Raw genomic sequence first — 13,226 nt, 5'->3', positions numbered from 1 at the left:
AGGGGCGCAATGACGTAGTTCAATTACATCCAGTCGCTGAAGCTTGAATCGCTGGGCATGCGCCAGTCGGCTCGCGGCGAAAGCGAAATCGTACCGACCTTCGGGCCGTCAGGAATACAGCTACGCTTGAACTGTTGCGTAAAGAACCTGCGCACGAATACGGCTAAAGCCTTCTCCAATTCTTCGTCGCTGAACTTACCCGCAAAGGCATACTTCGCAAGGAAAAGGAGCTTTTTCGGTTCAGCGCCATACTTAGCGAAATGGTACAGGTAGAAGTCGTGGATTTCGTAGGCGCCCAAGATGCATTCGGTCTTCTGCGCAATCTGGCCATTTGCATCGGCAGGCAACAGTTCCGGCGACACCGGCGTATCCAAGATATCGCGGAGCACATCAGCAAGTTCTTTTGCCGTCTTTTTGTCGGCAGTAAAGCTTTCGGCATGGTCTGCATACCAGCCCACCACATGGCGCACCAGCGTTTTCGGAATATCGCAGTTCACCGCATACATAGACATGTGGTCAGCATTGTAAGTGCTCCAGCCGAGGGCGATTTCAGAAAGGTCACCCGTACCGATGACGATTCCGCCCACGCTATTGGCGATATCCATCAGGATCTGCGTACGTTCGCGGGCCTGCACATTTTCGTAAGTCACATTGAGCGTTTTTGGGTCATGTCCGATGTCTGCAAAATGCTGCAAGCAAGCCTTCTGAATATCGACGGTGCGCAATTCCACGCCCAAGAGTTCCGCCATGGTGACGGCATTGTTCTTGGTGCGCTTGGTCGTTCCGAATCCAGGCATCGTGAGCACCAGGATTTCAGAAGCAGGGCGCTTCAAGAGCTTGAACGTTTCTGCGACCACGAGCAAGGCAAGCGTAGAATCCAAGCCGCCCGAAAGGCCAATCACCGCGCGCTTCGAATGCGACGCTTCGAGTCGCTTCGCAAGTCCTGCGCATTGGATATTGAAGATCTCGGTGCAGGACTTGTCGCGAGTTTCGATGTTGCCCGGCACAAACGGCATCGGCGCCACAAAGCGGTACTTGAGGCTATCAATCGAACGCAGGCCATCGAAACTCGCCGCGCGCGCATAGAAACTGCGGCTGTCGAAATCCTGGAACGAGCCTTCGCTCAAGCGTTGCATGTTCAGGCGTTCCACATCGACATCGGCGTAAATAATTTCAGATTCACGGCTGAACGGTTTGCTTTCGGCAATCATGCTGCCGTTCTCGGCAATCATCAAGTGACCGCTAAAGACCATGTCCGTCGTCGATTCATGCACACCAGCCGATGAATAAACGTAGGCCGCCATGCAACGTGCAGACTGGTTCATCACCAGGTTGCGACGGTAATCGCGCTTGCCGACCAAGGCATCACTTGCCGACAGGTTCACAATCACATTCGCACCAGCCAGGGCAAGCTCGCCACTCGGCGGCACTGCTGTCCACAAATCTTCGCAAAGTTCCACGCCTACGCGCACCTCGGTGCCAGACTTCCCCGCAATCGTAAAGAAGTTCGTCACCGGCACATCGCCAAAGCCTTCCACCGGGCAAAGCGTTCTTTCGCGCAGCAAGTCGCGACCGCTCGAGAAATGGCGTTTCTCGTAAAATTCGCGCTGGTTCGGCAAATGAATCTTGGGCGTCACCGCCACCAGTTTACCCTTCTGCAAAAACGCGGCGCAGTTGTACAGGCAACCGAACATGCGTAGCGGGAGTCCCACCGCAATCACCGCATCGCTATCTGCAAACGCCTCTGCAATCTTCGAGAGCGATTCCACGCTCTTCTTGAGCAACAGCTCCTGATGGAACAAGTCGCTACAGGTATACCCCGTAATGCAAAGTTCCGGGAACACGACGAAGGCGGCACCTCCGTCAATTGCCTCGGTTGCACAGCGAATAATTTCAGCTGTATTGTAGGCGGTATCGGCGACTTTCAGCGTCGGGCAAACAGATGCGAATCGGTAAAATCCAAACATAACCTAAATATAGATTAGTTTGGCCCTTGTCAACGCCCGGACTTGATTCCGAGTTTATTCATACGGTAATTCATCATGCGCGGAGACACGCCCAAGTCGCGGCCTGCGGCAGAAAGGTTACCGTTATTGCGCTTGATTGCCTCGGTAATGATTTCACGTTCGTAATTGTTCATCATCACTTCAAGCGGAGCAGTCTTGGTCGTCACGGCACCAGAAGGTCCGACGCTAAGGCTTGTCTGCAGCGAAGGCGGCAAATTGTAGCTGTGAACGCAGTCGTCCGTGGCAGTAAGCACCGCACGTTCAATGCAGTTTTCCAGTTCACGCACGTTACCCGGCCAGTGGTAGCTCATGAGCAAGTTGATCGCCGTCGTCGAAAGGCGGGCCACCTTCTTGTTGTAGCGCAGATTCATCTTTTCAATGAAGTGCTCCGCCAGCAAAATAATGTCGGACTTACGCTTTGCCAAATCAGGCATGGTAATCGGGAAAATGTTCAAGCGGTAGAACAAGTCTTCGCGGAACTTGCCCTGCGCAATCAGCTCTTCCAAGTTACGGCTTGTCGCAGCCAAGAATCGCACATCGGAATGAAGTTCTTCGTTACTGCCCACGCGGCTAAAGGTACGTTCCTGCAAGAATCGCAGGAGCTTCACTTGAGTCTGCATTGTAAGGTCGCCAATTTCGTCGAGGAAGAGCGTTCCCCCGTCGGCAGCTTCGGCACGACCGATACGGCGATTCACCGCACCCGTAAACGCACCCTTTTCGTGACCGAAAAGTTCGCTTTCTACCAGGTTTTCAGGCAAAGCCGCGCAGTTCAGCGTAATGAAAGGCTTGTCCTTTCTTTCAGACAAATTCACAATTGCACGGGCAATCATCTCTTTACCCGTACCGCTACCGCCACGAATCAGAACCGTCGCATCGCTGGGAGCCACCTGGCGCACCTGTTCGTAAATCTGCTGCATTTCGCGGCAGTTACCCACCAGTTCGCCGGGGTTATTCGAAAGCATGTCACGAAGCTTGCGGTTTTCTTCGAGCATGGCTTCGTGTTCGTTATGCAGTTCAATGCATTCGTTTGCGGCATCACCCGTGATGTTTGCAATGATTTCAAGCAAAGCCACATCGCGATCAAGATCAGTAGAGCCATCCACCGGGCGGTCAATCGAAAGCGTTCCGATCACCTGGCCGTCGTGGATCAAAGGCACACAAATAAAAGCCACCTGGGAGTCATAATGGCGGCTACCCGTACGGTTCAAGAAGCGGGAGTCTTTGCGCAGGTCAGGAATCACATGGCTCACGCCGCGTTCAGCGACGTGACCCGTAATGCCTTCGCCCATGCGGTACAAACCGCGCTGTTTTTCAGATTCATCCAGTCCGCGAGACGCTTCAATCTTAAGCGTGTCGCCAAAGAGCAACGCGAAAGTTCCGCGAAGCATGCCGAGTTCGGATTCCAGAATGTCGAGTACATTCTCGAGCAACTTTTCAACGTTGCGTTCGTGAATGATCGCAACACTGATCTTCTGGACGACCGAGATTTCTGAACCTATTGGAGAGGGCATGGACATAAGATAGTAATTGGTTGGGGGTTAAAGTTTTTCCTTAATCCTCTTAAGAGCTTCAACGGTGCGTTCGTAGTCACCGAAGGCGGTCAAGCGGAAGTATCCTTCGCCGCAGGGGCCAAAGCCGCTACCCGGAGTACCCACGACTTCGCAGGTAGCAAGCAGGCGGTCAAAGAAATCGAAGGATTTTTCGCCATCAGCGATTTTCCACCAGATGTACGGAGCATGTTCGCCACCGAACACCGTGTAACCCGCGGCCGTCAGTTCCTTGCGGATAACGCCAGCCGTGCGCATGTAACCGGCAATGACTTCCTTGGTCTGCTGCCAACCAATCGGGCTGTAAATTGCCTCGGCGGCACGCTGCGTCACGTAGCTCACGCCGTTAAACTTGGTGCACTGGCGACGATTCCACATGGAGCGGAGTTTCGAAAGTTCGTGCGGGATCACCGTGTAGGCGCAGCGCACGCCTGTAAAGCCAGCCGTCTTACTGAAGCTGCGGAATTCAATGGCGCAAGTGCGTGCACCCGGAATTTCAAAGATGGAATGCGGCAGCGATTCGTCCTGGATATAGCAGTTGTAGGCGCCGTCGAACAGGATCAATGCACCATTTTCGTTGGCGTAGTTCACGAACTTCTGCAAGGTTTCGCGGCTGAGCACCGTACCGGTCGGGTTATTCGGGCTGCAAAGGTAAATCAGCTGCACCGGTTCCTTGGGCAAATCCGGCTGGAAGTTGTTTTCTGCAGTCGAAGCAAGGTAGGTCACCTTAGAAAAATGTCCGTCACTTTGCAACACGCCTGCACGGCCAGCCATCACGTTGGAGTCCAAATAGACCGGGTAAACCGGGTCCGGAATCGCAATCTTTACATTTTCTGTAAAAAGCTCCTGGATGTTTGCCACATCGCACTTGGAACCGTCGCTAACGAAAATATCGTCCGGATCCATTTCGATGCCGCGGGCGGTGTATTCGCCACGGACGATTGCTTCGCGCACGAAATCGTAGCCCTGTTCGGGGCCGTAACCGCGGAAAGTTCCCTTCACGGCCATTTCATCCACGGCCTTGTGCATGGCCTTGATGACTTCCGGGATCAAGGGCGTGGTCACATCGCCAATGCCCAGGCGGATAATGTCTGCATCGGGCTTTTTCGCCTGATATTCCTTGATTTTCTGGGCGATAGTCGAGAAAAGGTAGCTGCCGGGCAGCAAGTCGTAGTTTGTATTGATGATAGATTCGTTCATAATTTCTTCTTTAGTCGATCGTTCCTCTAAATACTTCTTCTGCGGGGCCGGTCATCAGGACGGGGCCACCTTCTTCGTGCTTGATGTGGAGGACGCCGCCGTCGAGGACAACGTCGGCTTCGACGCCCACGCGGCCAGTGCGCTGGGCCGCAACGAGGGTTGCGCAACTGCCCGTACCACAAGCCATCGTAACGCCGCAACCACGTTCCCAAACCCGCATGCGGATTTGGGTGGGCGTCACCACCTGTGCAAATTCAATGTTGCAGCGGTCGGGGAACTGCTTGTCGACTTCCAAGATACTTCCCCACTTTTCCAGCTGAATCTTTTCGATGTCATCCACGAAAATCACCGCATGCGGATTTCCCATGGAAACCGTCTCGGCAGTAAAATCAAAGCTGTCGGCCGTGAGTTTGATGGAGCCCAAGAACTTTCTCGGGAGGCCCATATCGACGCACACGCGGCCGTCATCCAAAAGGGCCGGCTTCACCAAGCCGCTCTTGGTGTGCAGATTAAACACTTTAGTATTGGCGTCTTTTGCAAGACCGCGGCTGCGAATGTACTTGGCCACGCAGCGCGTTGCGTTACCGCACATGGCCGCTTCAGAACCATCGGCATTAAAAATGCGCATTTCAAAATCAACGCCATTTGCAACAGGCTTTGCCAGAGGACCTTCGCTAATCTTATCGATTACCAGACAACCATCGTTATCCATCGGAGTCACGATGACCACGCCATCGGCACCGATACCGAAACGGCGGTCGCAAAGCTGAATGACACGTTGTTCGAAATTATCGCTATAATCTAGCGTCACGCCCGGTTCCAGCAACACGAAATCGTTGCCCAATCCGGTCCATTTTGAAAAATTAATTGGCATAATTCAGTTCTCTTTATATTTTTCCACGCCCCCATTTGCAAAAAATGTGCCAACTTTACAAAAATTGTTAAATCACGCTAAAAACGCCAATTTTATCCAAATTTCACAGAAAACAAAATTTTGAAATATTACAAATTCTGTAATTAAACAAATTTACTTTACATTTTCTGTAAAATAACACTATCCTCGTCCTCTTGCAACAAATGAATTGACGGATATAATTTTATATCCTAAATTCCGTTCACGTTAAAAACAAGGAACACTTTGAAAAAGAATGGGTTAGGTATTTCAAAAACATGGAGCTGTAAGTTCCCACTAAAACTTTCGCCGAAGCTAAAGCCAATCAACATGTCCGAGGTTGCCCGCAGACTTGGCATACAGCAATCACTCATGGCTGCCTACATGAACGGATCCAAACACCCTTCCGAAAAACGTAAAAAAGCAATTCTTGACGAAATTCACAAAATCGCTAACGAGCTTTTGTCAATTTAAGTTAAAAAGTCATTTTAGGAGATGACATACTAGTTCGATTTTTTCTACATTTACGCCCGAAAAATTATCTTCAAGGATACAACCATGAAACGTACACATAACTGCGGCCAGCTTCGCAAGGAAGATGTTGGCCAGACCGTAACACTCGCCGGTTGGGTGGATCGCCGCCGCGACCATGGTGGTGTGATTTTCGTTGACCTCCGCGACAAGTATGGCAAGACCCAGATCGTTTTCAACCCGGACTACAACGCCGACGTGTTGAAGACCGCCGAACAGCTCCGTAACGAATACGTTATTTACGTGACTGGTAAGGTCTACGCCCGCGAAGAAGGCAACACCAACGAAAAGCTCGCCACAGGTGAAGTCGAAGTCAAGGCTGACAAGCTCGAAATCCTGAACGCCGCTCTCACTTCTCCGCTCGCCATTAACGACCCGAACGAAGAATGCAAGGAAAACGACGACCTGCGCTTGCAGTACCGCTACCTGGACCTCCGCCGTCCGTGGATCCAGAAGAAGCTCCTCCTCAAGAGCCGCTTCCTCAAGGCCGTGTACGACTTCTTCTATTCTAACGGTTTCGAAAATATCGAAACTCCGTGCCTTTGCAAGTCCACTCCGGAAGGCGCACGTGACTACCTCGTGCCGTCCCGCGTGAACCCGGGCAAGTTCTACGCCCTCCCGCAGTCTCCGCAGCAGTACAAGCAGCTCTTGATGATCGCTGGCATGGACCGCTACTTCCAGATTGCCAAGTGCTTCCGCGACGAAGACCTCCGCGCCGACCGTCAGCCGGAATTCACGCAGATCGACGTCGAAATGTCTTTCGTCAACCAGGACGAAGTCATGGAAATGTTCGACAAGTTCGTGACCGAAGTTCTCGGTAAGGTTTGGAACTTCGAACCGCCCAAGAAGATTCGCCGCATGAAGTGGGCAGAAGCCATGCTCAAGTACGGTTCCGACAAGCCGGACCTCCGCTTCGACCTCGAAATCCACGATGTGTCCGAAATCGGTGCAAAGTCCAACTTCGGCGTGTTCAAGAACTGCGTTGCCGCCGGTGGCAAGATCCGCGGTATCGCAGCCAAGGGTTGCGTTGACTTCACCCGTAAGCAGATCGACGAACTCACCGCCTACGTCGCCAAGTATGGTTCCAAGGGCCTCGTGTGGATGCGCGTCAAGGAAAATGACGAAGTGGAAACTCAGGTCGGCAAGTTCTTTACAACCGAACAGCTCAACGAACTCCGCGACGCTGTCGGCGCCAAGTGCGGCGACATGATGTTCTTCATCGCCGGTCCGGAAAAGGTTGCTGCAACCGCTATGGGTCAGCTCCGCTTGGAAGTCGCCCGTATCAAGGGTCTCCGCGATCCGAAGAAGCGTGAATTTGTGTGGATTACCGAATTCCCGATGTTCGAATACAGCGACACCGAAGGCCGCTACATGGCCATGCACCACCCGTTCACCAACCCGCTTCCGGAACACCTGGACATGATGCTCGGTGGCAACCTCAAGGATTGCAACGCCGAAGCTTATGACCTTGTTCTTAACGGTGTGGAAATCGGCGGTGGTTCTATCCGTATTCACAACCCTGAAGTCCAGGAAAAGGTGTTCCGCCTGCTCGGCCTTACCGAAGAACAGGTTCGCACCAAGTTCGGCTTCTTCGTTGACGCCTTCAAGTACGGCGCTCCTCCGCACGGTGGTCTCGCCTTCGGTCTCGACCGCGTTGTCGCTACCATGGAAGGTGAAGAATCTATCCGTGACTACATCGCGTTCCCGAAGAACACGAGCGCTTCTAGCCCGATGGACCAGTGCCCGAGCGAAGTGGATCTGCAGCAGCTGCAGGACATCCACATCTCCGTGCAGATGCCTAAGACGGCTGAAAAGAAGTAATCGCAAGATTTCTCCCCTTTCAAAATAGTCCGGTTCAAACCGGACTTTTTTTGTGTGAGCATACGCACGAAAACAATTTTTCACATAACTTTGGGCAATTCCAAAAGGGTCTTTTGCTAAATTGAGCAAAGACTCTTAACCCCCAATATGGAGAAAATTCAAATGAAACTTACTACTCGCGCTATTGCCGAAGCTATCGGCACCTTCTGGCTTGTGTTTGGCGGCTGCGGTGCAGCCGTGCTCGCTTGCGGCGTTCCCACCACCGGTATCGGTTACGTGGGCGTATCGCTGGCCTTCGGCCTTACGGTGCTCACCATGGCCTACGCCATCGGTCACATTTCGGGCTGCCACTTGAACCCGGCTGTCACGCTCGGCCAGGTTGCCGGCGGCCGCTTCCCCGCTAAGGAAGCTCCGGCATACATCGCCGCCCAGGTTATCGGCGGTATCATCGCAGCAGCGCTCCTTTACGTGATTGCATGCCCCGACCTTACCAACGCAGGCATCGGCGCATTCGCAACCAACGGCTGGTCCGATTCCCTCAAGGACGGCCTGAACGCCTTTGGTGGCAAGACCTCCGGCATGCTTTCTGCATTCCTCATTGAAACCGTGCTCACGGCCATCTTCCTGTTCGTGATCATGGGCGCTACCGACGGCCGCGCTCCGGCAGGCTTTGCCCCGATCGCTATCGGCCTCTGCCTCACGCTCATCCACCTCATCTCTATCCCGGTGACCAACACCTCCGTGAACCCGGCCCGCTCTACCGCTATGGCTGTGTTCGTTGGTGGTGCCGCTATCAAGCAACTCTGGCTCTTCTGGGTGGCCCCGATTCTCGGTGGCGTAATCGGCGGTATCGCTTACAAGTGCATCGCCGAATGCAAGTGCTGCAAGAAGTAATCGAAATTTTCATACTCACTTTGAATGTCCGGACACCCCGTCCGGGCATTTATTTTTACACGAAAAACTGCGAAATTTTTACAAAAACAAAAATTCGGGACATTTCACCCCGTGCAAAACTTAAACAATTGTGACCCCCATCAATTTCGAGAAAAAAATCTGTAAATAATGCCTTAACAAAGGCCTTTTCGCCCCTAAACTTATTACTTTAACCCATGGTGTATTGCGGATATAGCATTTAATTGCTAGGGGCTGTTATGAATAAAAAGGCATTACTTTTACCTATTATCGTCAGTACACTGATTATCGGTTGTTCAGACGACTCCAAGGACACAAACTCCCTCACTAACCCTATCGGTGAAGATCCCTACACCACCCCCTATATTGACCCCAATACGGGTGACTATATCGATCCCTCCACAGGCGATACCATTCCGACAGTTCCGTATGTCAACCCCGAAACCGGTGACACGGTCCCCGCATTCCAGGTAGTTGACCCCAATACGGGCGACACGGTCCAAGTTCCTGTCGTTATCCCGGACCCCGTTCAAAACAATCCGTCTAGCAATTCGCAGCCGGCAACTTCCAGCAATTCGCTAGACCCGAACGGCACGCCGAATCCGGACCCGAACGATCCGAACCAGAATATTCAAATTTCTTCGGCATCACAGCCGCTGTCTTCTTCGAGCGGACTCAAGGAATACGATGATAACCACAAGGCCAAGGCAACGTTCCTCCCGAAGGCTGGTTTCTATTCCAACTTGACGATTGAACCGCCCACCCCGCAAAAGGGCGGCCAAATCAAGTGTACTTTTGACGGTTCCTTCCCCACCCAGAATTCTGAATCTATCACTCAGGCCAAGCAGATTACGCAAAACACCGTTGTCCGCTGTTCTGAATTCGTGAACGGTCAGGCGGCCGATACCACCACGCAGACTTACTTTATCAACGAAAAGGTTTCGATGCCGGTGGTCGCCTTGACCGTGAATCACCACGACATGTTCGACTCCAGCGCAGGCCTTTACGCAACCGGCGACTTGACAAACAATGGTGGCATGGGCATGATGGGCGGCTTTGGCGGAGGCAACGTCTCGGACAACAACAACCCGAAATGCACCGAGCCCTGCCAACAGGCAAACTTCTGGAAAGACACCGAACTCCCCGTGCACGTGGAATACTTCGAAAAAGGAAGCTCCACCACCGAAAAGACATGGGAAATTGACGCAGGCATTTCGATTATCGGAAACTGGAGCCGCTACAAACCCAAGAAGAGTGTCGCCATCAAGATGGATAACGACGACTACGGTGACAAGGTGCTCAAGTATTCGTTCTTCAAGACCCGCCCCGAAGCAAAGAAAATGAAGAGCTTCAACTTGCGCAACAACGGTAACCGTTTCTGGACGGATTACTTTGGCGACCCGATGCTGGTGAGCCTTATGGAAGGTACCGAAGTAGATTACCAGCGTAGCTTACAAGTGGTGGTATTCTACAACGGTGAATATTTTGGCATTCACGACTTGCGCGAACGCCTGAACAGAAGCTTTGTAGAAACAAACTATGGCATTGATTCTAAATCCATTAACGTAGTCAAGAACTGCGGCAACGGCGACCAGGGTTGCGTCAACGGATGGGCGCCCAGCGGCACCAACGGAGCCTCCAGTGCAGAATTTGGCCAGCTGACAAACATGATTACCAGCGGAAACTTCGCAGGCGAAAACAATCCGTCTTACGAAGAAGTCAAGCAAAAATTGAACGTGAGCAGCTTCGCCCAGTACATGATTGCCGAAATGTATATTCATAACGGCGACTGGCCGAATAACAACATTCGCGCATGGGGCAGCCCCGAAAAGGGAATCCCGTTCAAGTTCATGATTTTTGACGTCGACCACGGCTACGGATTCTCTCCGGGCATTTCGGGATTCGATACCGAAAGCCAGAACATGTTCCAGTGGGTGCTGGGTAGCGCCACCATGGATAACGGCCAAGGAAATGGACAACAACCGGGCGGACAAGACCCCGGACAAGGCGGCCAATGGCCCGGCATGGGCGGCGGCATTGGTGGCGGTATAGGCGGAGGCTGGGGCTTCGGTGGCGGCGCAAATACCACTATCGGAAACATGCTCAAAAAACTTTTGGCCAATCCCGATTTCAAGCGTTTGTTCATCAACCAGGGCTGCATTCTCTTGAACGACTACCTGACTTACGAAAAGGTCCAGAAGACCGTGCAGGCGATGGCCGCCATGATTCCGAGCTCCGAACAGCAACGTGACGAACAGCGCTGGCCGCGCAATCAGTCGGCATTCAACTGGTCTCCCAGCGGTAGCGATCTGTTAAAATTCGCACAGAACCGCACGCAAACCTTTAGACAGGAATTGGGTAACTACTTCGGCCTCCAGGGCGAAGCAACCGTGAGCATTTCTGCAAGCGGAAACGGCTCCGTTCTTGTCGAAGGCATGAAGCTCCCGAGCAGCAATTACCAAGGCAAGTTCTTTACCGGGATGCAGATGCAGCTCCAAGCCATTCCTTCGGCTGGCAGCGTATTTAGCGGATGGTCCGATGGCAGCACCGCCAACCCGCGCCTGATTGACATCAGCGGCAATACGAACATAACGGCTCAGTTCAAGTAAGCATTTCTCTTTTCATATGAACCAAAAGGTGGAAACACAACGTTTCCACCTTTTTTTAATAACGTCTTGCGTTTAGTAATCCATGACGCAGCGGATATTGGACGAATTGTGATAGTCGCCGGAATCAACGGGAAAGACTTCGAAACCAGAGAGGAATGATTGTTTCACAACATATTCACGATGATTCATCGTATAGGTTGTGTCAAGGAAAAACTTCATTTCGGGATCCTTGATTTCAACCGAGTCCGGAGCGGTGGTACTATCAACGACAATCGTATCGGCTGGCAAAGTATCTACAGGCACTTCAGTAGCATACTCTACATAGATTGTATCTATCGTGATGCTTTCAAACGACCGTTCGTCACTCGCCCAAAACTGAGCATCGTTACCGGAACCCGGTTTCTGGAAGCCGTCGTAATCCTTGTTGGTCGCCACCATCGTGAAACCAGTTGCATTGGTGGGATTCATCATTATACTATTCCAAACTCCGTCATTAGCCAACAGGGCTCCAGTCGTTGCCGCAGTGGCAAGCAGGTCTTTCCATTCATCACTAGAGGGCAAGTGCCAACCAGCGGGGCACGCTTTTTTCTTTTGCGCACTCGAATACGTCAGACCCACCTTATAATAGTAGAGTGTATCTTGTTTCTTTTTGTTGAACATGTAACAAGAGAGGTAGGAATCGCAATTGGAATCGGTATTGAAGTAGTATCTCAAGTTTTCGGTCATCCAGGTGTAGGTGCCGATTTTCAGGTATCCATAGACGTTGCTGTCGCGTTCGTCGGTAAAGTAGCCATAGTCAAGGGCTTCGTTGAAATAAACCTTTGCACCCTGCTGAATCCTCGCCCATTCGGCTGCGGAACTGCTACTCAAGTAAGCCTGGTACGCCGCAGAACTGCTCAAGTATTCAATCGTTTCGTCACGAGTCTTTAAATAGTTTTTAATCGCTGTAGCAGAGTCTTCTTCGCTACCCTTGACGCAGCGGACGTAATTCATGTTACCCTTTGAATCAAAATCCGCACTGAAAGTATTATAGCTGTACGAATCCTGCAAGCCATACATCACGGCATCGGTACTGTTAGACCTGTAAGAATAACCGTATTCAGAATTGATGCGCACCCCGTTTGCCGGGTTACTTGTCCAATAATGAGCCCCGCGCATTTCAGAGGAATACCGAGCATTGAAGCCGAACCTGTCGTTGCCTGCATATTCCCAGCCTTCCGCAGTCCTTAAGCAGCTATCCACAGATGGGCAAAATTCCTTGACAAAGTTTTTCATGACATCGAATTCGGTCATAGAGGGCAAATGCCAGCCGATGGGGCAAATGCCTTCGTTGTAGCCAGAATCGATGTAGTCTTGCTTACCCATTGCCGCGATATAAGTATAACGGCGGCCGAATTCATCGGCTTTAGAACTGCCTATAAGGAAAGGCATCCAAAGAGTGTCGTTAAAGCGCAGGTTTTCGGCCATCCAAAGCTGGTTACCGATTCGCACCGTGCGATATTCTTCGCCGTCGCGGGCATCGATAAACGTAGACGGATCAGAAGAACTTTTCTTTTTCCAGTTGCTGTCGGAATCGCCGGCATCGGAGCCGCTGTCACCGCAAGCCACAAATGCAATTGAAAATACGGATGAGAAAGCTAAAGCAAGAAAGCTCTTTTTCATAATCCTAACCTCATGTTTTATGATTCACATCAAATATAGATTTTCA

8 protein-coding genes are annotated in these 13,226 nt (G+C 51.8%); 3 read left to right on the top strand and 5 right to left on the bottom strand.

Translation table 11 applies throughout. The annotated features are described in order from the left end of the window. Positions 1 to 23: 23 nt before the first annotated feature. Genes B7989_RS06965 through dapF form a run of 4 tightly spaced genes read right to left on the bottom strand, consistent with a single transcriptional unit; the run spans position 24 to position 5,627 of the window. The gene (locus B7989_RS06965; RefSeq protein WP_088627818.1) at positions 24 to 1,967 is read right to left on the bottom strand and encodes an NAD(+) synthase; all 1,944 of its coding nucleotides are present in this window, start codon (positions 1,965 to 1,967) and stop codon (positions 24 to 26) included. 29 nt (positions 1,968 to 1,996) lie between these two features. Then, positions 1,997 to 3,517, bottom strand: a complete 1,521-nt coding sequence (locus B7989_RS06960) for a sigma 54-interacting transcriptional regulator (RefSeq protein ID WP_233144291.1) — start codon at positions 3,515 to 3,517, stop codon at positions 1,997 to 1,999. A 27-nt stretch (positions 3,518 to 3,544) separates the two neighbouring features. Continuing rightward, positions 3,545 to 4,753, bottom strand: a complete 1,209-nt coding sequence (locus B7989_RS06955) for an LL-diaminopimelate aminotransferase (RefSeq protein WP_088627816.1) — start codon at positions 4,751 to 4,753, stop codon at positions 3,545 to 3,547. A gap of 10 nt (positions 4,754 to 4,763) precedes the next feature. After that, on the bottom strand, positions 4,764 to 5,627 hold the full coding sequence (dapF, locus tag B7989_RS06950; RefSeq protein ID WP_233144290.1) for a diaminopimelate epimerase: 864 nt from the start codon (positions 5,625 to 5,627) through the stop codon (positions 4,764 to 4,766). Positions 5,628 to 6,203: 576 nt separating this feature from the next. Between dapF and aspS the strand changes: the two genes are divergently transcribed. From aspS to B7989_RS06930, 3 genes are all read left to right on the top strand, one after another. Next, positions 6,204 to 7,997: an aspartate--tRNA ligase gene (gene aspS, locus B7989_RS06940; RefSeq protein WP_088627814.1), complete on the top strand. Its 1,794-nt coding sequence runs from the start codon at positions 6,204 to 6,206 to the stop codon at positions 7,995 to 7,997. Positions 7,998 to 8,159: 162 nt separating this feature from the next. After that, positions 8,160 to 8,891 carry an aquaporin Z gene (aqpZ, locus tag B7989_RS06935; RefSeq protein ID WP_088627813.1) on the top strand — a complete coding sequence of 244 codons (732 nt, stop codon included), beginning with the start codon at positions 8,160 to 8,162 and terminating at the stop codon, positions 8,889 to 8,891. Between the two features lie 257 nt (positions 8,892 to 9,148). Continuing rightward, positions 9,149 to 11,518, top strand: coding sequence for a CotH kinase family protein (locus B7989_RS06930; RefSeq protein ID WP_088627812.1), 2,370 nt, complete (start codon positions 9,149 to 9,151; stop codon positions 11,516 to 11,518). Positions 11,519 to 11,590: 72 nt separating this feature from the next. Here B7989_RS06930 and B7989_RS06925 read toward each other — a convergent pair whose 3' ends face one another. Beyond that, the gene (locus tag B7989_RS06925; protein WP_088627811.1) at positions 11,591 to 13,180 is read right to left on the bottom strand and encodes an FISUMP domain-containing protein; all 1,590 of its coding nucleotides are present in this window, start codon (positions 13,178 to 13,180) and stop codon (positions 11,591 to 11,593) included. Positions 13,181 to 13,226: the final 46 nt, after the last annotated feature.

This window comes from Fibrobacter sp. UWB5 (genome assembly GCF_002210295.1).
In the GTDB taxonomy this organism is placed as follows: domain Bacteria; phylum Fibrobacterota; class Fibrobacteria; order Fibrobacterales; family Fibrobacteraceae; genus Fibrobacter.
Note: the sequence above shows the minus strand (reverse complement) of the source record. Positions and strands in the feature narration are given on the sequence as shown.